The organism is Pseudomonas monsensis (assembly GCF_014268495.2).
Taxonomy (GTDB): domain Bacteria; phylum Pseudomonadota; class Gammaproteobacteria; order Pseudomonadales; family Pseudomonadaceae; genus Aquipseudomonas; species Aquipseudomonas monsensis.
In genome coordinates this window covers 3,601,848-3,621,212 of the sequence record NZ_CP077087.1, presented here as the reverse complement: position 1 = coordinate 3,621,212, position 19,365 = coordinate 3,601,848, and the positions used below count along the sequence as shown (strand labels likewise).

At 60.4% G+C, this 19,365-nt stretch carries 15 protein-coding genes; 5 read left to right on the top strand and 10 right to left on the bottom strand.

Going from position 1 to position 19,365, the window contains the following annotated elements; translation table 11 throughout:
• Nucleotide 1: 1 nt before the first annotated feature.
• The 6 genes from HV782_RS15965 to HV782_RS15940 form a co-directional block, all read right to left on the bottom strand.
• On the bottom strand, nucleotides 2-919 hold the full coding sequence (locus HV782_RS15965; protein ID WP_186746859.1) for a GNAT family N-acetyltransferase: 918 nt from the start codon (nucleotides 917-919) through the stop codon (nucleotides 2-4).
• Nucleotides 919-2,208, bottom strand: a complete 1,290-nt coding sequence (locus HV782_RS15960) for a phenylacetate--CoA ligase family protein (protein ID WP_186746862.1) — start codon at nucleotides 2,206-2,208, stop codon at nucleotides 919-921. The genes HV782_RS15965 and HV782_RS15960 overlap by 1 nt, the downstream gene beginning before the upstream one ends.
• Nucleotides 2,209-2,262: 54 nt before the next feature.
• Nucleotides 2,263-4,659, bottom strand: coding sequence for an aldehyde dehydrogenase family protein (locus tag HV782_RS15955; RefSeq protein ID WP_186746864.1), 2,397 nt, complete (start codon nucleotides 4,657-4,659; stop codon nucleotides 2,263-2,265).
• 1 nt (nucleotide 4,660) lies between these two features.
• Entirely contained in the window at nucleotides 4,661-5,791 is a 1,131-nt protein-coding gene (locus HV782_RS15950; protein WP_186746866.1) for a LuxE/PaaK family acyltransferase, read from the bottom strand.
• Nucleotides 5,792-5,800: 9 nt separating this feature from the next.
• Nucleotides 5,801-7,048 (bottom strand): MFS transporter, encoded by a 1,248-nt coding sequence (locus HV782_RS15945; protein WP_186746868.1) that lies wholly within the window; start codon nucleotides 7,046-7,048, stop codon nucleotides 5,801-5,803.
• 251 nt (nucleotides 7,049-7,299) lie between these two features.
• A complete protein-coding gene (locus HV782_RS15940) occupies nucleotides 7,300-7,440 on the bottom strand; it encodes a hypothetical protein (protein WP_007918111.1) in 141 nt (46 codons plus the stop codon).
• A gap of 157 nt (nucleotides 7,441-7,597) precedes the next feature.
• Here HV782_RS15940 and HV782_RS15935 point away from each other — a divergent pair, with 157 nt between their 5' ends.
• Nucleotides 7,598-7,786 (top strand): hypothetical protein, encoded by a 189-nt coding sequence (locus HV782_RS15935; protein ID WP_123469017.1) that lies wholly within the window; start codon nucleotides 7,598-7,600, stop codon nucleotides 7,784-7,786.
• 18 nt (nucleotides 7,787-7,804) lie between these two features.
• Here the strand turns inward: HV782_RS15935 and HV782_RS15930 are convergent, their stop codons facing one another.
• Nucleotides 7,805-8,182, bottom strand: a complete 378-nt coding sequence (locus tag HV782_RS15930; protein WP_128616413.1) for a fe2+ zn2+ uptake regulation protein — start codon at nucleotides 8,180-8,182, stop codon at nucleotides 7,805-7,807.
• Nucleotides 8,183-8,601: 419 nt separating this feature from the next.
• On the opposite strand from HV782_RS15930, the gene pvdQ reads away from it, so the two are divergent.
• Nucleotides 8,602-10,926 carry a bifunctional acylase PvdQ gene (gene pvdQ, locus HV782_RS15925; protein WP_437180128.1) on the top strand — a complete coding sequence of 775 codons (2,325 nt, stop codon included), beginning with the start codon at nucleotides 8,602-8,604 and terminating at the stop codon, nucleotides 10,924-10,926.
• A gap of 54 nt (nucleotides 10,927-10,980) precedes the next feature.
• Here the strand turns inward: pvdQ and HV782_RS15920 are convergent, their stop codons facing one another.
• Nucleotides 10,981-11,982, bottom strand: a complete 1,002-nt coding sequence (locus HV782_RS15920; RefSeq protein ID WP_186746871.1) for a FecR family protein — start codon at nucleotides 11,980-11,982, stop codon at nucleotides 10,981-10,983.
• 153 nt (nucleotides 11,983-12,135) lie between these two features.
• On the opposite strand from HV782_RS15920, the gene HV782_RS15915 reads away from it, so the two are divergent.
• Nucleotides 12,136-12,405, top strand: a complete 270-nt coding sequence (locus tag HV782_RS15915; RefSeq protein WP_128616414.1) for a PepSY domain-containing protein — start codon at nucleotides 12,136-12,138, stop codon at nucleotides 12,403-12,405.
• Nucleotides 12,406-12,462: 57 nt separating this feature from the next.
• On the opposite strand, the gene HV782_RS15910 is transcribed toward HV782_RS15915, so the two are convergent.
• The gene (locus HV782_RS15910; protein ID WP_186746873.1) at nucleotides 12,463-17,280 is read right to left on the bottom strand and encodes a dermonecrotic toxin domain-containing protein; all 4,818 of its coding nucleotides are present in this window, start codon (nucleotides 17,278-17,280) and stop codon (nucleotides 12,463-12,465) included.
• Between the two features lie 257 nt (nucleotides 17,281-17,537).
• On the opposite strand from HV782_RS15910, the gene HV782_RS15905 reads away from it, so the two are divergent.
• Nucleotides 17,538-18,578, top strand: a complete 1,041-nt coding sequence (locus HV782_RS15905; protein WP_128616415.1) for an Ldh family oxidoreductase — start codon at nucleotides 17,538-17,540, stop codon at nucleotides 18,576-18,578.
• A gap of 61 nt (nucleotides 18,579-18,639) precedes the next feature.
• Here HV782_RS15905 and HV782_RS15900 read toward each other — a convergent pair whose 3' ends face one another.
• Nucleotides 18,640-18,957: an ElaB/YgaM/YqjD family protein gene (locus HV782_RS15900; RefSeq protein WP_123469003.1), complete on the bottom strand. Its 318-nt coding sequence runs from the start codon at nucleotides 18,955-18,957 to the stop codon at nucleotides 18,640-18,642.
• 153 nt (nucleotides 18,958-19,110) lie between these two features.
• Here HV782_RS15900 and HV782_RS15895 point away from each other — a divergent pair, with 153 nt between their 5' ends.
• Entirely contained in the window at nucleotides 19,111-19,365 is a 255-nt protein-coding gene (locus HV782_RS15895) for a hypothetical protein (protein WP_038363082.1), read from the top strand.

The following is a 19,365-nucleotide window of genomic DNA, read 5'->3' as shown; positions in this document are numbered from 1 at the left end:
GTCAGACGTCGTCGGGTTTTTGCTGAAGCCGATCCTGCAGGCGTTGCATCAGTGGGCAATGCAACTGCAGCGCACGGTCGCTATGCCCGCGGTGGAATAACGCCAGCCACCCGTCGCAGTGGCCATCGCCGGGCGCCAGCCCAGTGAAGACAAAGCCGATACTCGCCAGTCTGTCGACATCCAGCGCAAAGTGCCGAGACAATCCAAGCCTGAGCGAAACCAGCCAGTGCGCCGGCAACTCGCGCAATTGTTTGAGCAATCCCGGTTTGAGCTTTTCCAGCACCAGGTCATGCCGACTGGCGCCATGACCGACATGAATCGGTACGCCGCGCCAATGTGGCAATGGCTCTTCGACCCCTAGCTCATTGCTCAGGTGCAGCATGAACGCCTCATGTTGCATCGGCCACGTCAGGTCGGGCAGCGGACGTTGATAGCCGGGAATGTTCTGGAAACCGACAACGATGGATTCCCGTGTCGGGGGGGCGAGCGGTGACGGCACATAGTCGGGCAGCAATCCGGTGTTATGAAACCCCAGGCTGTGTGCCATGCGCTGTGTGTAGGGGTGACAAGTGACCTGCTTGATGGACAGATAGCGACAACCCAGGGCTTGCGCGTGCACCCGCAACTGCTCGCCCAGACGGGTGGCGATATTCTGGCCGCGAAAGTCAGGGTGGACGACGCTGACCGCCAGTTCTGCACCCTGACCAACGTTTTCGCGCAACAAGGTGGCATGCCCGAGGATCTGCCCGTCGACTTCTGCAACCAGCGAGTGCCAGCGCTGGCGGCTGTGGTGCTGGCTGATCATGTGCGGCAGGTAGACATCGGGTTGCGCGTATTGGTCGCCATACACTTGCCGGATCAGGCCGCTGACCGCCGTCGCATCGGCGTCGCGATAGTTACGGAGAATTAGCGGCTCCATCAGGCAGACTCCGCTGCATCATGTTGATAGTCACGCAGGTCCAGCACGCGCAGGCATTTGCCCGAACGAGGATGCCGCGGCAGGTCCTCGAAGGTGCAGTGCAGAATCCGCAGTTCCAGCAACTGATCCTTGCGCAATTGTTCGATCAACGGATACAGCTCGATGAGTCCGGCTTCCAGCGTCCGGTTAGCCTCGGCCACCGCCGGCGACGGGTGATTCGCCACCCATTTCAAGGTGAGCACGTCCTTGTGCATCGCCTGCTCAATGACCAGTTGCCAGGTGTCACTGTCCACATCGCGCCGGACACGCTCGCCGATTTCCCCCGGCATCAGCGACAAAATCCCGACCCGCACCCGTTCACTGCTTGCGCTGCGGCCCTTGAGGGCGAACTTGCGCATGGCCGTGCCTGCCGGTTCGCGCCAGCAGGCACGGTCGCCCACCGGGTAACGAATCACCGGCATCAAGCGGCGGGTGAGGTTGGTCAGCACCAACAGGCCGATGCGCTCGCAAGTGTCGATGACCTCACCGGTCTGCTCGTCGACGATCTCGACGATGCTGTGTCCGTCGCACATCCGATGCTCGCCCTCGCTGCAGTCACGGTGGCTGGCGCCGATCAATCCGGCGTCGACACTGGCGTAGCCAATGGAGGCGATGCGCGCGGCGGGAAACGCTTGCCGCAGTATTGTTCGCTGCGCGGCAAACAGGCTTTCACCTCCGTAGAGAATGGTCTCGACCTCGGGCAGCGTTTGCCCGCGCCCGCTCAGCCAACTGGCGAACGTGAGCAACTGCGCGGGCACACCGGCCAGCACATTGATCCGTTGTCGGGGAATGGTTTCGGCCAGTGCAGCCAGATCGACGCTGCCGGTGAACGGAAACTCGGTGATGTCGGTATCGACATGCTGCAACGCATCGTGAGTGAACAGGAAACTGGCGTACAGGTCACCGCAGAAAAACAGATTGGCAACGCGGTCACCCGGATTGAATTGCGCGGTCAGGCTTTGACCGAAGTCGGTCACGAACGCGCGCCATTCTTCGCGCTCGTAAATCGACAGTTTGCCGGCACTGGTCGAACCACCGGTCTTGAACACCAGCGCGGATGCCATGGGGCCGGTCAGGACGGGCCAATGGTCGAGCCTCTGGCTTTCGCGCCAGTATTGCAGTGGATCCACCACGGGTACGTTATCCAGCGAGTCATCGGATGCGCTGATAGCCGCCAGATGTTTGCGGTAAAACGGCGAACACTGGCGCGCGAACTTGATCAGTTCGCGTAGTTGGTCAGTAGTTTTCACGGTTATTGCTCTGAAGTTGTCTGGTTTTAGTTCAGGTGTACGGGTGAATAAGAACTAACGGCGCGCATCAATCACCGCGGCGGTTTTGCCACTGTGGGCGTTACGGGTGAACTTTCCGGGTACACAGACTTCAACTTCCATCACTAACAAACCGCTCTCGATAAGGGTCGTTAAAGTTGAATAGTCCGCGAGCCGCGCAAGTACTTCCGACGACGTCAGTTCGCTGCGCAACTGCAGGCGATCCCTGCCGTCGGGGGCGTGGTCGAGGACTAATTGAAACGGCACCTGCAGACGCTGCGTCAATTCGCTCAGGGAAATGAAATCGCTGCCAATGCGTATCAGCTTGCCGTGACGTTGCAACAATTCGAAGCGTGGCGATCTCAGGCCGCACGCGCACGCCCCGTCGACCCAGCGTCCGCTGTCACCGATGTCATAGCGCGTGATGGAATGACCTTCGCGGCCGTGCGAGGTGAACACCAATCGGCCGGTCTCGTTGCCCTTCACCGGAACGTCTTGCGCAAACTCAACGATTTCCAGTTGCTGGATATCGCTCATCAAATGAAACACGCCGTCGGCGCTGGCCGCGCAGGCGTGGCCGAGTGGCCCGGCATCCACGCTGCCGTACACCGCCGAGCGCACACTTGAAACGCCGCAGTCTTGTAGCAGTTCACGGGTGTGTCCGCTCAGGTGCTCACCGCCGAGAAACACTTTGGCGACCCCGCCGTAGGCCCGCAGATGCTGGCCTTCATTGAGGAACAGCCGGTGTACCGTGCTCGGCATGCCGATCAACACCGTCACCCGCTGCGCGATGATCAGTTGCGCAATGTCCCGGTAATCATCATCGCCAGGCGCACCCATCGGCAGGTGCGTGACCTGCAACAGTTCGAGGACTTTGGCAAAGCTGAAGAAGCCGCCGTACATTGCGCCACTGAAGAACAGGTTCATCACCCGGTCGTGCACCGGATCAAGACCGGCGGCGAACAGGCCGTCAGCGGTCGCGCGCATTTGTCGTTGAAAATCGCGATAGCTGAAACCCGCCAGCGCCGGGGTGCCGCTGGTGCCGCCCGAGCGGAACAACAGCTGCGCCTTCGGGTTGATCGGTTGGGCGGCAAACGCCTCTTTAGTCATGATGGGCTGCGCGCCTTGCAGCGCCGGCGCGGGTTGGCAATCAAGGCTGGCCTGTGCGGACAGCGCAGTCTGCGACAGGCTGACCGACACGCGACGGCTCAGGCGCTGCAACGCGTAGACACCATCGTGGGGCTCGCCGGCATAACCGTCGTGAATCGCCGCGACCGGGGCAATGCGGGTCACGCCGGCGCTGATCAATGTCTGCGCCAGTTCGGCGATCTCGGCGTCCTCACAGACCACTGCACAGCTTTGCAAGACGTTGCGCCAGGTCAGCAGGGTCGTGCCGAGCAGCGAGCGCGGCACGGGCTTGAGCAGCACACTGCGAAACAACGGGGACGGGCCGAGTTGACGATCATGGCTCCAGATCACCCGCCAGCCGGGGCCGCTCCAGGTCTGCCCGGTCTTGCCGGCAAAGCTTTGCCCCAGCCGCTCCATCTGTACGTGCGTGGTGATTTGCGCCGCTTCCTGCACGGTCGGCACCAGGGCTGGCCAGTGTTCGGCGCGGCGTGTGAAGGCCTGGGCGAGGCGGGCACCGATGTCACGCAGGACTGCCGGATCGTCGCTGTCGACCAACAGCCATTGCGGACTGGAACAGGCTTGCTGATCGAGTCGGCAGACTTCGTCGGCCACGGCCTCCAGTGCCTGCGCGGAAGCGGCGCTGGCGGTCAGGTAGACAAAGCTAATGCGATGGCCCCAATCGATCCAGCGACAACCGAGCGGGAGCTGCTGTCGTATGGCTTGCAACGCCGATTCGCCGCCCCAGGCCGCGACGCCATTGGCGTGTCGGCACAGTGCGCCGATTTGCGCGGTGGTCACCGGCAGCACGGCCACGTAACTGGCGAGCTGCCCGCTCGGATCGCATTGCAGCAAGGCGTGGAGCAGGCGTGCGGTCAGCCCTTGATCGCTGCTGCTCGGGCGCAGCCAGTTGACGTTCCCCGCGAGCAGGCCTTCGATCACTGCGCAAAATGCCAGCAACGGCGCATTGCCCGGGGTGATGTGCACCACCAGGCCCAAGGGGCTCCAGCGTTCGAAACGCGGTAGCCGGTAGTCGAAGCGGTGCAGCGAGTGCGGCTGCATACCGAGTTCGCGCTCGAGTTTGCCGCACAGCGCTTCAGCCTGGCAGAACTCGATCAACCCCTGGCGTTGCTCGGCATCGAGCGGCAGATCGGTGTCGCGCAGTTGTTCGGCAAACCGTTGCGCCGCGTCGATGATCGTGGCACTTGCCAGGGGAGCACTCAGTTGTCGCGGCAGGTTTTCAAGCAGTGACGCCAGCGCCTGATCGAGGCTGTCGGGTGTGCACAGGTGTCCGTCAAGTAAATACATTTCAATGACTCCCTAACAATTCGGCCGCCGCCATGGCACAGCTTCTGCTGGCCGTGGTGCCGGCGCGGCCATGTAATTCAAACCAGTCGGTGGAAAGCCCGCAGCCACAGCTGGAGCCCGGATGCAGAGTGGCGAGATCGCTCATCACCACGGCGTGGGCGGGGCTGGAGGAGATGTAGGGCGAAACGAAGCCCAGCAGTCCACGTTCGCCGTAGGGCAAGACGCAAAAGTCTGCGGGATTGCGCACGTAGACCCGCGAATAGACCGGCACATGGAAGCGGTGGTGAGCGCATTCGATATAGGGCACGGCATGCTCGACTGCGCCATAGCCGTCGCGACAATTCGCCAGGTCGATCCCCAGTTGTCGGTGAATCTGCGCATACAACTGCGCCCGTGGAATTTCCTGTGCCGCCCGGGTTTTCCAGCCACCGCCGAAAAACGCCAGCGAGCGGGCCGGCAGGCGCAGGTCGGCGACAGCGGTGGCCTGCATCTGTTGCAGGGTCTGCCAGAGGAACGCCGGGAAGCCGAAAATCCTTACCGGCAAGCCTTCTTCGGCAAAGGCTTGCAGGGCAGCGATGACGCCGAACAGATCGAATTGATGTCCGTTGCCGGTGCGTCGCAGGGCGTAACACACGCGATTGACCGGGGCGAAACTGCACAGGAACTGGTCGGTGTAAGAGGTGCCGAGGGCGATGCGCTCCTCCGGTTCGTAACCCAGGATCAGGTAATTGCATGGCGTGTCGGGCGTGTGCCAGTGGTAATGATGAAAAATGCGCGCAACCATGAACTGGGCAGCGGTAAGGCTGCGCTCGTCGTAACGCATGCGGCTTTTTTCGCCGCTGGTGCCGGAGGAGGTGAGTTCCAGGGCCGTTTCGCCGGTGGCGCTGAGCAGCAATTGCCGTTTGAAAAAACTGGCGAAGATCGGTGGCAGGCGCGACCAGTCATCGAGGTTGTCCAGGTCGTTGATCTGCAGTCCGTTAGCGTTCAACCAACGCGTGTAACCGGGGGTCTGCTCGCTGTGAAACCGGCTGATTTCGGCCATGGCGTGTTCGAAGAGACCCGATGGCACGGAATTCGGGCAATAGGGCGCCGCTGACGCGCAAAGCGCATCGCTGAGAGGTAAACCGGTCATGTTCGAGCCTTATGGAGTTGATGCGGAGTGGGACGTGTTGTTGGAGAGGAAGCCCAGCAGCAGGGGCAGGGCCAGCAGGCCGCCGCCGGCCGCCCAAAGGGCAAACAGTGACAAGCTGTTACCCCCGCCAGACGCGGCAATCAGCGCGCCGCCGGCGCCCATCACGGTAATGGAAAGCATGCCGATCAGCGCCGAGACCAGGCCTTTGCTGTCCTCGCTGCAGAACAGGGCCAGCCGATACAGCGCCGCATTGCTCATGCCCAGGCCCACCGCATACAGCGCGAGACTGGCGACGACGGCCTGCAACCCGGCACCGAGCTGACTGGATACGATCAGCGCGCCCAGACCGAGACAAAAAGGCCACAGCGCCAGGCTGACCAGACGCGGCAGCGGCTGGGTGAGCAACAGCCGGTCAAGCAACAGATTGCCGACGATGACCGCCGCGAAAACCGGGATTTGCCATAGCCCGTACGCCAGGGGCGTCAGGCCTTGCTGCTGCATCAATAACACCGGTGCGAGGCCGATCCAGGCAATCAGTGGCAGGCTCATCAGGCCCAGGGCGAGGCTGGCGGCGAGAAAGCGGTGGTTGCCCAGCAATGCCTGATAACGCTGCCGGGTATGGCGCCAGGAGAAAGGAATGCTTGCCAGGCGTTTACCGTCACGGCGCAGCGCCCCCACGGTTTCCGGCATGAAGGCATACAACCCGAGCCAGGCCAGCGTGGCGACCAGGCCAAGCATCAGAAACAGTTCGCGCCAGTCGAGCCATTCCAATAGCAGGGTGCCAACCAGCGGGCCGAGCAACGGAGACAGCAACGCGACGTTGCCGAGCAAGGCCATCAAGCGTACGGCGTCGGCCTCGCAGAAGACTTCCTGAAGGGCGGGGTAACTGACGGCGACGACAAAACCCAGGCTCATGCCTTGCACCAGCCGCAGCAGGTTGAACGCTTCTATGCTGCCGGCAGCGAACGCCGCCGCGCAGGCCGCGCTGAACAGCGCACAACCGGCCAGTAACATGCGCCGCCGCCCCAGTTGATCGGACAAGGGGCCAATCAGCCCTTGCAGGCAGACACCGCCGAGCAAATACAGATTGAACGCATAGGGAACATGACGGCTATCGGCATTAAACGTATGGATGACCTTCAACATGGCCGGCATGATCATGTCACTGGCCATGTAAGTGGTCAGTTCAAACAAGGTCAGTGCCAGACAGAATCCGAGCGCTCGTGTGGGAGGGATGTTTATCAAAATTCTCTGCATATGCTTTCTGGTTCATCAAGTTAAACAGCAAGAGTGCAGAGAGTAAGGGGCGGCTATGCGGGTTTATATGGATTTGGTGTGACGGTATATATCTATAGTTTGCGTATTTTTACTTTGGGAGGAGGTATTACAGTTGATGGCGAATCGTCCTACTGGTTTTGCAGATACTTTACGCAAAATGCGCCTACATTGCGTAAGCGCATTGAATGGCGGGAAATAATTGGACTCGGGTTATATCAGAAGTTCATCACTTAACGATGTTGATAATAGCCAGGGCCGCCCTGGTAATAACGGTGATGGTCATCGTGCCAGCCGCCGTGGGGGAAGATGATGCAGCCACTCAGGGTCAGCAGGGCAAGAACGGGAATCAGCCAGGTGATTCGACGCAGCATTTCAAAAATCCTCATGGTTACGCCGTCATGAAGCCAAAACTCTTCATCGGCTGTAACATGAGACCCCGAATGTCGCGGCGCATCCCCGTAAAAGGGTAAGCGCATGGCATGCAAACGGATACAAACCGGATACATTCCAAAGGTTCAGGAAACCGCAATGACCCAGAAGCAACGCTTGATATATTCGATTCTGATCGCCGTGTCTGTGCTGGTGATCATGCTTGGCCTGTCCTGGCTGCAGAACGCCGGGAAGATCGACGAGAAGACATTCCAGTACATCGCCATTGGCGTGGCAGTGGTTGTGGTGGTGATCAATGGTGTGATGCGCCGCAAGGTCAAGCCTTGACGGCGATCGCCGCGCCTTTCAATCGTTGTTGAGGACGGCTGCAGCCTGTGGATGCAGGCTGTAACTCTTGTCGGCGTTGAAGGTAATCACACCTTCAGCGCACAGGCGCTTGAGGACTTCGCGCACACTGAGGAAGGACAGCGGAATATCCAGATCCAGCAATTGGGTATGGACACCGCGCACGCCCAGACGACGATCGGTCTGCGCGGCGACCAGCAGGGCGTCGAGGACTTTGAGGCGAATCAGGCTGGTGCGCAGCCCGAAACTTTTCAGCAGCAGGCGGATTCGCTCGTTACCGTGACGGTCGACACGTGGCCCGAAATCGCTCGCGTGGGGGCTCATGGAAGCTCCTTGTTGCGCCTGGCTACCGTCCGTTGGTAGTTGCGAGTTGTACATGCGATGGCTCCTTTCAGAGTCTGATCGGGAGGGTTATTGGGGCGTTCTCTAAACAAGACGTATCAGCACGACAAATCATGAAAGAAAAAATGTGGAAAATTTGTCGGAAATTCGTTCTTTCCTTGTAATCACGGCTTGTATCCGCTGTCACGCGGGCTAAATTTTTTTCTCCGGCTTCGTTTCTTGCTCAGGCTCATTGCGCGTGGACGCGTGGGTGTTTTCAGAGCGGAGCGTAGCCTGTGTCGTTTTCCACGGTTGGCGTGATCCGCTCTTCGGCATTTCGATCAGGAGCGAGCGTGATTATTTCCAGGCAATTAACCGGACGGAAGCAGCTGCAAGCTTCGAGCTGCAAGCGGCAAGTTGAACATTCGGAATCACGGGACGGGTTGTGCTTTGACTCGAAGTTTGTTGCCAGAAGCTTGCAACTCACCGTCGCCGGTATGTTTCTCGGGCTGAGCGTGTCGGCCCATGCGTTCAGCCCGGCCACTGCGGCCAGTGCCGATATTCGGCGCACCGGATTTGGCGTGCCGCACATCCGCGCCGAAAACGAACGCGGCCTCGGTTTCGGCATTGGCTATGCCTACGCGCAAGACAACCTGTGCCTGCTGGCCAACGAAATCGTTACGGTCAACGGTGAGCGTTCGCGCTATTTCGGCCCTGAGCAGTTGACCGTCGAACAGCGCGAGAACCGTGTCAGCGATATGTTCTTTACCTGGCTCAATACGCCGGAGGCGGTGCAGGCTTTCTGGCAGGCTCAGCCGACCCCGGTGCGTGACCTGGTCGAAGGCTACGCCGCCGGTTACAACCGCTATCTGGCCGAACGCCGGCAGCAGGGCCTGCCGCAGCAATGTCAGGGTGAATGGGTACGTGACATCGCAGCGCAGGATGTGGTCAGGCTCACTCGTCGTCTGCTGGTCGAGGGCGGTGTCGGTCAGTTTGCCGAGGCATTGGCTGGCGCCACTCCGCCGCAAGCGACTGCCGCCATCAACCACGACTCACGGGCTTATCAACTGGCCGATGCCCGCCAGCAGCGTTTTGCCCTGGATCGCGGCAGTAACGCCGTGGCGGTGGGCAGCGAGCGCTCGTTCAATGGCCGCGGAATGCTGCTGGCCAATCCGCATTTCCCTTGGGTCGGCGGCATGCGCTTCTATCAGATGCACCTGACCATCCCCGGCAAGCTCGACGTGATGGGCGCCGCGTTGCCTGGGTTGCCGATGATCAACATCGGTTTCAACCAGCACCTTGCCTGGACCCATACCGTCGACTCCTCGAAGCATTTCACCCTGTATCGCCTGCAACTCGACCCGAAAGATCCGACGCGCTATCTGCTCGATGGCCAATCGCTGCCGATGAGCAAGCAAACCGTGACTGTTCAGGTCAAACAGGCCGACGGCCAGGTTACCGCTGTGACACGTGACCTCTACAGTTCGCAGTTTGGACCGATTGTGCAATGGCCGGGCAAGCTCGACTGGGACCATCAGTACGCCTACAGCCTGCGCGATGCCAACCTCGAAAACGATCGCGTGCTGAATCAGTGGTACACGATGAATCAGGCGACCAGTCTTGAGCAACTGCAAGCGTCGGTGCACAAGGTTCAGGGCATTCCCTGGGTCAATACGCTGGCCGTGGATGACAAGGGGCAGACGCTATACATGAACCTGTCGGTGGTGCCGAACGTCAACGCCGAGAAACTGGCCAGATGCAGCGATCCGCGCATGGGTACGCAAATGATCGTGCTCGATGGCAGCCACAGCGCGTGTGCCTGGGACATTGATCCGAACGCAGCGCAGAAGGGTATTTATGCCGCCAGCCAACTGCCACAACTGTTGCGCAAGGATTTTGTGCAGCACTCCAACGACTCCGCCTGGCTGGCCAACCCGGCGCAACCGCTGACGGGGTTCTCGCCACTGATCAGCCAGGAAGGGCAACCGCTGGGCTGGCGTTCACGCTATGCCCTGGCGCGCCTGGGCAATCCGGGTCAACAAGGGCCGTTGGGGGTGAAGGATTTGCAGCACATGGTGATGGACGATCAGGTGTATCTGGCGACTCAGGTGCTGCCGGATTTGCTGAGGTTCTGTGCCGGCGACCTCGGTGCCGATGCGCAAGCGTTGCAACCGCTGTGCGCCAGCCTCAAGGCCTGGGACGGGCGAGCCAATCTGGATTCGCGCCTGGGCCTGGTGCACTTTCAGAACATTATGCAAACGCTGCAGAAATCCTCCGATATCTGGCGCGTGGCGTTTGATCCGAAGGATGCCCGCCACACGCCGCGCGGATTGGCTGTCGAGCAGCCAGCGGTGGCCAAGGCGCTGCGTGAAGCGATGCTGGCATCGGTGGTGATGACCAACAAAATGGGCCTCAAACCGGATACGCGCTGGGGGGATATCCAGGTGGTCAGCAGTGGCGGGCAGCAGACGCCGATCCATGGCGGGCCGGGAACCCTGGGCATCTACAACGCGATCCAGAGCGTGCCCCGTGAAGACGGCAAGCTGGAAGTGGTCAGCGGCACCAGCTATCTGCAAGTGGTGACGTTCGACGAGAAGGGCCCGCACGCCCAGGGGCTGTTGGCGTTCTCGCTGTCCAGCGACCCGGCGTCGAAGTATTCCCGTGATCAGACCGAAGCGTTTTCGAAGAAGCAATGGAGCGTGCTGCCGTTTACCGAACAGCAGATCAAGGCTGATCCGCAGTATCAGGTGCAGAACGTCAGTGAGGCGGCAGACAAAGGCGGGAAGGTGGCAGCCCGGTAACGGCTGTCGTTGTTGCGTCAGACTTGAAGGCCGCCTTCCACGGAAGTGCGGCCTTCAGTTTTTTGGCGGTTGCTGCGGGATCGGGTTGATCACCGGATTGCCTTCCTTGTTGCGGGTCAGATAGACCGGCAGCACTTTCGGCAGCGAGCCGGCCAGGTTATTCAGCTCTTTGATGTTGTAAATGCCACCCACCCGAATCAGCCCGGTGTTGCTGTCGGCCAGCATCAAAGGCGTGTTGAGGTAGCGGTTGATCAGCGGCAGGGCTTCATTGAGCGTCAGGTTGTCCAGCACCAGTTTGCCGCTGCGCCAGGCCAGTGCGGTGTCGTTGGGGTAGGTCTGGCTGATCTGTGGCATGTAGTCGCCGTGTTTGTAACGTGCCTGCATCGACGGCCCAAGGCGCAAGCCATCGCCTGGCAGTGCGGTATTGCTGCTCACCAGCACCGAGCCCTCGATCAGGTTGACCCGCACCTGGTCTTGATACATCCAGACATTGAAACGCGTGCCTGTTACCCGAATCCTGCCTTCGCCTGCACGAACGACAAACGGGTGCTGCGTGTCATGACTGACGGAAAAAAACGCTTCACCTTTTTTCAGGGTGACGCGCCGTTCGTCCTTGTAGTTGCTGAAGGTCAATTCGGTGTTCAGGTTCAGTTCGAGCTGGCTGCCATCGCTCAGGGTGACCTGGCGCACCGTGTCGGTAGCGGCGTAATGCTGGTAACTGTCGGGCACCCAGCCCAGGTTCCAGCCGGCATAAGCCGCCAGCGGCAGAGCCAGGGTGCAGAGACCGGCGACGACCGCGTATTGCCGCCATGACCGCGGCGGCTGGCGAGGCGCAACATCCACGGCAGTCTCGGGGCGCGGCAGGTGCTCGGCGACTTCCCAGATTTCCAGCATCGCCTCGTACTCGAACGCGTGCAGGGGATGCGCATCACGCCATTGTTCGAAGGCGCGACGCTCCTGGTCCGTGCAGTCGGCCGCGTGCAGACGCATGCACCACTGCGCGGCGGCATCGGTGATCGCATCGTATTCGGTTTCCGAGAGAGTATCTTGGGTCATTGACTCGTCCTGATTTCGCACATTCTAACCTTGACCGGAAGTTGCCGAGAACCTGCGTTATGGCAACTACCCATCAAAGTGGAACTTATTTTTCGCTCCGGCGCCCAAAAAGCGGGACACATTGGAAGACTTAGCCATAAATGGAGTGAAAAAATGATCAAGAACACTTTCGCCGCAGTGATTGCTGCTGCCACGTTGCTTACTGCGGGTGCCGCGATGGCGGACAGACCGGGCGCAGGCTGGGTGACCATCGAAAAAGCCATTGAAATCGTCAAGACCAAGGCCGGTTATGTCGAGGTCTACGAGATCGAAGCCGACAACGACGGTTACTGGAAAGGCGAGGGGCGCAAGGCCGATGGGGCCGTCTACGAGTTCCGCATCGACGGTGCCTCGGGCAATGTGCTGCGGGATCAGAAGGATTGATTCCCTACGCCGCCAATGGAAGCGCAGGTTGTTAAACCTGCGTTTTTTTTTGCGCAATCAGGGCGTGATCGCCGGCGGCGGATCGAGCTGGCGACCCATTTCGCAAATCAGGTGGGCGATCGAATCGGCATTGCGCAAAATCACGTCGATGCGTATGTCCGATGAGCCCTGATCAAGAAACGCCGTGCGTGCCTCGTCAAGCGTCGGGCTCGAGGTCAGATCGAGAATGATTTTGCTCAAGTCTTTGCCACCAGGGGCCTGATCCAGGTTCACATAGGTGTTTCTTGTTCTGCTCCAGTGTGAAAACAGTTCGTCCCTGGGTGTGGCCAATGAAAGCGCCCGACGCTGGAAGGATTGCAGATCGTGTCGCATCGACAGTCCCAGCAGCGTGACGGTCGAAATCAGATCGGCAAACGGTCGGCGCGACTCCAGCGAGGCAATGTCTTCAGCCTTGCAGAACTGATGGGCGAACTCGTGAATCAATGTCGCCGCCTGAGCGTGAGCATCGACATCGAAAGGCTGAGTCATTACCGCGTTGTAGCGATCCAGAGCCGGGTTGAAGAAGTGTTCGGTGAAGTGCACCCGTTTGCGCTGATCGTTATTGAGCACGAATGCAATGATTGATGAGTAGGCGGTGTTCGAACCGACGACGAAGCGGTCGGTGTTCATCAGGTCGTCATCCGGGTCCACCAGTGCGTTGCAAATGGGCACGATTGCATTGTGGATTTTTTTCAACAGCCCGGTATCCACTTGCTGCACACCAAAAAAATCTCTGAAGAACGCCTCCAGTCGAAGACTCGGGGCATTGTTTTTCAAGAGCGCCAGATTGTGCAAACTGTTGAAGGCGTAGAACCGCGCTAGGTCGACGGCCTGCTGGATAGCTTGAGCTTTTCGTGGATGCTGTGCCTGAATGTCCTTCATTCCGACGGCCTCGATGTTCAGAACCGCCCGACGTTCCCGCTCGAGTCTGTAGGGCTCGTACAGTCTGGAGACGACTTTGCCGAAGTGAGCGGTATGGCGGTCGGCAGCGATCACCAGGTGCGTACCGTGCATTCTTAACGACGGGCCAGGCGTGGCACCGTTGACCAGTTGCCAGACGGCGCCGGGTTGTTCGACACCATAGACTTTGCCTCCGACGGTGGCGTAGCTGTGTCCGCTTATGCTGTCTTCGTAAACCCCGGTCCTGCGATTGTGCTTGAGGTCTGCGAGGGCCACCGCGTGGGTTTCGAATGACTGCAACTCGGTGCGCAGCGGGGAAGTCGTGCGCATGTGATGCCATGTCGGTGCTTGCGCGGCGGACGGCGACGTCGCGTCTTCAACGGCTGGCGCTTCGACCCTGGCTGGCACGTCTTCGGCGTCCTGCAGACTCTCGCGACTCAAACTCAGCATCTGCACGGCGCCGCCAATGAACGCCTGCAAGGCCTGTTTCCAGTGGTGGTTCTGGAGGGCTTCGGCCGAATCCTTGAAGTCTTTGTAGGCTTGCCAGAGAAACGTCACGTAAGACAACTTGCCCGGCAACAATCTGGACAGCAGGTGGATGCCCTTGCTGAACAGATTCTTCGCAGCCTCCCAGTCATCTTGCGCCGCAGGGAGGGACTGACAGCCGAGAAAGCGCTGCAACAGCGCAAGGTTGTCAGTGAACAATCGTGCCAGCAGGTTGCCCTGAACAGGGATCCCGACGTGGACCATTTCACTGGTTTCGCCAACGCTGGATTGCAGCAGCCGTTGAAACACAGCCTGCTGCTCCGTTGGCAAGCGGCGCAGCAGCAGGTCCTGCAAGGCCCCCGGTTTGTTCAGGGCGGCGATCAGCCCCTGCGGTTCCTCGAATTCATGGAACACCTCGTCGGCATACAGTGAATAAAGCACTAGCGGGCCTTGATCTCCGTTACCCGGTCCAATCACGTACAGGCCCGGAACTTCCACGGCCGTCACTCCGGCCGTCTTGGCCAGCGACAACGGTGCGACAAGCGCATGCGCACCCTCGACCGTCGCGCGTGCAACGCCGTCGGGCATGTCGAACACCTGACAGAGGTAGTCGAATGCCTTGGCGGACAATCGCTGTTGCAGTTTCAATCCGTGGGCGTGTTGCAGCAATTGCCAGGGCAGTTGCCGAAGGAAGCGCTGTTGACGCACTTCGGCACTGTCACTGCCGGGCGCGAGCGTCTTCGCTACCTGTTGGCTGTAGGTGGTGGAAATGTCCAGCGACAGCAGCAAGCGCCGCACAGCGTTTTGATCAAAGCCTTGGGGTAACGCCTGCGTGGTGGTGGAGGCAACCTTGAATCCGGTGCTCTGAGCCACGTTGATATGGTTCAGGGCAAACTCGCTAAGCGGGCGTGGGGGCCCTGCCAGGGTGAGGTTGGGAGTGATCCTGATCTGTTTCGGCTCGAGCCGGTTACCGGGAAAGCGTTGATCGAGCAGCGTCTTCAAGCGTCGGTCTACGTAGTTGGCAAGGTCGGGGAGGTCACTGAGGTAATCCTTGTGATCGGTGACACTGTGGCGCCATTGCTCGAGCAGCTCCAGATGCCGTTGTTGATCCTGTGGCGACGCCATGCCCAGCCAGGCAGGCAGCGACTGCTGCTGGTCAATGGCCTTGCCCAGTTGAAGGGTGCGCAACAGGTTGGTGTCGATCACGGTTTTTTTCAGCGTCGTCAGGACCGATGCCAGGCGGCTGTCGCCGTGCAGGCGCTGGCGAGCCTGATCGCAGCGCGCAAGAAAATACTCGATCGCCGATTGCATCGAATGTCGGGACACATCGCCTTTGATCAGTTGCAGTGCACCCAAGGTGTAGTCCTGGTGGAACTGACGATCTTTCGGAGCAAGATTTTCGACGAGGGCAAGGCGTCCCACACTGTCTTTCAGTCGCTGGTTCAGCACTCGTCGTGCATCGACGACGTCGGCAAAAACCTCAAGCCCCGTCGCGGGTGTCCACAGCACGGCGTGCCCCGAGTGTGCCGCATCGAGGCCGCCGCGTTCGGTCAGCATCACGCAGTGTGCCAGCGGCAATTGCGTCTGCCCTGAGGCACTGTCGAGGGTCAGCGACCAGGCATCTGGCCGGAAGCCGTTGAGCGAGCCCCGGTTATCGCGGTTGGCGTGCTCGGTGGTGAATACCGTATCGACTATTGCCTTGATGTCGGCCCTGAGCGAGCCACTCAGCACCCGCAACTGCGCCTCCCCCGTGATCCCTTCCACCCAGCCGTCGGCGAGCAGTGGTTGCAGATTTTCAAGGTACCGGCGCTGCTCGGTCACAACGGCACTGGGCTGAACCCGGAACGCGCCGGCGAGCAAGGCTTCGCGGTTGGCAAGGGTGCGTACCCGCTCGCGGGTTTTTTCCGCCAGCACCTCGGACGCCTGTTGAACCCCGGGCAGTGCCGGGCGGGTGGACCAGCGTTCGCCGGTGTTCAGTTCCAGCAAGCGTTCATGGATCATCGAGCGAATATCCAGCGCCTTGTCGAACAGTGCATGGATATCGACGGTGCCATCGCTGAGGCTGAACACCTGTAAGGCGAATTCGATGTTCTTGCGTTGCTTGGTAATGATCGCCTCGAACAGCACGGCGAAGGTCTCGCCGGCGAGACTTTCTCCGCTGACATACGGGTTGCCGAAGCCAATGAAGCGTTTGCGCTCTTCCAGGCTCAGCAGACCGAACAGTTCGTCTTCATGGCCGGGCGCGAGAAACTTGCTGTGCACGGTGTCCTTCAGATCGTTGTAGTCCTGGAGCACCTGCAAGCCCATGCTCGGGGTGTAAAGAAAGGCGTTGGCATGGCTGATCATCAGCGAGCCCGCCAGTTCGACGTAATTGGGTTCGTACTCCCACAAACGCACGTTTTCCAGGATCGGACGGCCGCCCGGCAGGCTCGCCGGGCTGATCATCTGGTGCAGGGTGGCAAACTGGCTGGCAGTGAGGATTTCGCTTTCGCGTTTGATCATCAGGTCGGCCCGAGCCTGTTCCGTCAGGGCCTTGGCGAAAAAGACGCGGCGCGGCGAACCGTCGGCGGAGGGTCCATCCCAATAGCGTTCCATTTCGCGAAACAGCCACATCACCAGTTTGCCCGCCACTTCCTTGAGGGCGGCTTCCCAGGTGGCCTGGTCACCGCTGGCAGGGTCATGGCCCGGATTGGAGAACTCGTGCAACCGGTTCGCCGGCCAGTCTCGGTGATACAGCCTCAGCACCGCTTCACTCAGACTCATTGAGTCGTGCCAGTGTTTACCGGTCTTGTCCGGGGCGCTGCCGTCGGCCTGCACAGTGCTATAGAAGCTGACGCGCGACAGCGTCTGCTCAATGTTGGGGAAGTGCGGGCTGAGCCGGCCATCGAGAATCTTCTCCAGCAACGAGGCCAGAGACGGCAGTTGTTTCAACTCATCGAGCATGGCTTCGGCGTTCAGTTGCTGGGCCGCCTGAATCGCGGCGCCCTGATGAGCAAAAATATCGCCTTCGATGGTTTCGTAGCTCAGCGTCAGGCGACTGTGTGCGGTCACCTGCCGGCGCTGGGCCAAGGCCAGAAACGCGAACATGTCGTCATCTTCATCCGTGCTTTCCAGATGGTTGCGCAACGCTGTCTGCAGGGCCGGGAGGCTGTCGTATTTCTTGATGCCGCCGTACGGGGTATAGAGGATGGCACCGCAGTCGTCCGGCGTTGCACTGAGGATGAACACCCCGGCCAATGTCAGGGCGGGCAGGGTGCCTGCCTTGATCTGAACGCTTTGGGCCAGCATCGGTGGCGACTGTTGGCTGCGCAGTGCCTGGGTCACCAGCGTGACATGGGCCAACCAGTCGAAATCTTTGTCGTTCAGGCCGTGGGTCTTGCCGAGTTCTGCCCTCAGCCCCTTGTATTTCAGGGCTTCGGGAAATAACAGCGCAGCGACGGGATTGAGCATCTTCAAGTCTCTTTGCGGGGCGCACTGATGAGCGCCGTCAGAAGGAGGCACGAGACTAGGAGGGGGGCGCGATTCACAGGTGGTAGATAGTTATTGCACGTTGCAGGTAAATGTCTGTCAGGCGGGTGCGCGGCGGGCACGCTCGCGATGATCGCGGCGTTATTGAGGGTTGACAGGCGGCAGCCCGGGCATGGTTAATCGACTGGCAAATTGTCCATACGCTGTTGTTCCCTCCAATAATCATTCTGGAGCTTCAGATGTCTGCGCCACACGATCATGTGTCCTCTGCTGCCTCGTCGTCGGTATCGCTCGACGCGCTGACGCAACTGCTTGAAACGATTTTCCTGCGCCACGGCACGTCTGACGAAGTGGCCCGGGTGCTGGCCGCCAACTGCGCCAGTGCCGAGCGCGATGGTGCCCATAGCCACGGTGTCTTCCGGATTCCCGGGTACGTCTCGACCCTGAAAAGCGGCTGGGTCAATGGCCATGCCGTGCCGCAGGTGGAAGACGTGGCTTCCGGGTTTGTCCGGGTCGACGCCGGCAACGGGTTCGCCCAGCCAGCACTGGCCGCCGCCCGGTCATTGCTGGTGGAGAAGGCGCGCCAGGCGGGGATCGCGGTGTTGGCGATTCGCAACTCCCATCACTTCGCCGCACTGTGGCCGGATGTCGAACCTTTTGCCGATGAAGGCCTGGTCGCGCTGAGTGTGGTCAACAGCATGACCTGCGTGGTGCCGCACGGCGCCGACCGCCCGCTGTTCGGCACTAACCCGATCGCCTTTGCCGCGCCGCGCGCCGGTGCCGCACCGATTGTCTTCGACCTTGCCACCAGCGCCATCGCCCATGGCGATGTGCAGATCGCCGCGCGCAAGGGCGAACGATTGCCGGCAGGCATGGGTGTGGACAGCCTCGGCCAGCCGACCCAGGACCCCAAAGCGATTCTTGAAGGCGGCGCGCTGTTGCCGTTTGGCGGGCACAAGGGCTCGGCGCTGTCGATGATGGTGGAACTGCTGGCAGCGGCGCTGACCGGCGGCAACTTTTCTTTCGAGTTTGACTGGTCCGGGCACCCCGGCGCGAAAACCCCGTGGACCGGGCAATTGCTGATCGTCATCGACCCGAGCAAGGCGGCCGGGCAGAGTTTTGCCGAGCGCAGCGAGGAGTTGGTGCGGCAGATGCACGGTGTCGGGCTCAAGCGTTTGCCCGGTGATCGTCGACACGCCCAGCGCGCCCGTTCACTGGCCGAAGGCATCCTGCTGGATCAGCAGACGCTGGCGCAGTTGCGCGAACTGGCAGGACAGTAATTTCGTTGCGCGCAAGAAAAAGGCGAGCCCTGAGGCTCGCCTTTCGTTGTCTGCCCGTTGCTTAACGGCGGCCCAGCAACAAGCCGACTACCAGACCGAAACCGGCCGAGATGGCCACGGTCTGCCACGGATGGCCGCCGATGTAGTTCTCGGTGGCATCGACCGCCGGTTTGGTGCGATCGCGCACGCTCGATACCGAGTCCAGCGCCTGCTGCAGTTTCACAGCGATTTGTCCGCGCAGGGTTTCCGCTTCCTCGCCGATCAGTGAAGCGCTGCTTTTGAGCAGTTTGTCCGACTCTTCGATCAGAGCCTGAAGTTCGCTGAAGGCTTGATCCTTGATTTGGTCTTCGGCAGCTTGCACGGCGGATTTCCGGGCCATTGGGTGACTCCTTGCAGTTGAATGGACAGTGATCAATGGAGTATGGCGGTACTTGAAAAGTTGCACCGAATTTCTCCTGGAAGAAAAACCAGCGCCGGAGATTTACACCAAGCGTGTAAGATGTCGCCATTTTACGCAGCAGGATAATTCCCCATGAGTTTCAATCTGGCCGACAAATCCCTCGCCGAGCGCGCCGCGCTGGAAGACGAGAAATCCCGTCTGTTCGAACTCTGGCAGAACAATCTGGGCAAAGCCAAAGGCGAAGCCGCACGGTTGTTCGGTGAACGTGCCAAGCGCAAGGGGAAGTGGGCCGAATGGGTCCGCGCGGAACTGGACGGCATGTCGCCACCAGAGTTCGCCAACATGGTACGCAGTGAGGTCAACCGCTTGATGGCTGCCAACAAGTAA

Coding starts and splice junctions, on each gene's coding strand:
- HV782_RS15965 (WP_186746859.1), bottom strand. CDS start 919: ATGGAGCCGCTAATTCTCCGTAACTATCGCGACGCCGATGCGACGGCG.
- HV782_RS15955 (WP_186746864.1), bottom strand. CDS start 4,659: ATGTATTTACTTGACGGACACCTGTGCACACCCGACAGCCTCGATCAG.
- HV782_RS15950 (WP_186746866.1), bottom strand. CDS start 5,791: ATGACCGGTTTACCTCTCAGCGATGCGCTTTGCGCGTCAGCGGCGCCC.
- HV782_RS15945 (WP_186746868.1), bottom strand. CDS start 7,048: ATGCAGAGAATTTTGATAAACATCCCTCCCACACGAGCGCTCGGATTC.
- HV782_RS15940 (WP_007918111.1), bottom strand. CDS start 7,440: ATGCTGCGTCGAATCACCTGGCTGATTCCCGTTCTTGCCCTGCTGACC.
- HV782_RS15935 (WP_123469017.1), top strand. CDS start 7,598: ATGACCCAGAAGCAACGCTTGATATATTCGATTCTGATCGCCGTGTCT.
- HV782_RS15930 (WP_128616413.1), bottom strand. CDS start 8,182: ATGTACAACTCGCAACTACCAACGGACGGTAGCCAGGCGCAACAAGGA.
- HV782_RS15920 (WP_186746871.1), bottom strand. CDS start 11,982: ATGACCCAAGATACTCTCTCGGAAACCGAATACGATGCGATCACCGAT.
- HV782_RS15915 (WP_128616414.1), top strand. CDS start 12,136: ATGATCAAGAACACTTTCGCCGCAGTGATTGCTGCTGCCACGTTGCTT.
- HV782_RS15910 (WP_186746873.1), bottom strand. CDS start 17,280: ATGCTCAATCCCGTCGCTGCGCTGTTATTTCCCGAAGCCCTGAAATAC.
- HV782_RS15905 (WP_128616415.1), top strand. CDS start 17,538: ATGTCTGCGCCACACGATCATGTGTCCTCTGCTGCCTCGTCGTCGGTA.
- HV782_RS15900 (WP_123469003.1), bottom strand. CDS start 18,957: ATGGCCCGGAAATCCGCCGTGCAAGCTGCCGAAGACCAAATCAAGGAT.
- HV782_RS15895 (WP_038363082.1), top strand. CDS start 19,111: ATGAGTTTCAATCTGGCCGACAAATCCCTCGCCGAGCGCGCCGCGCTG.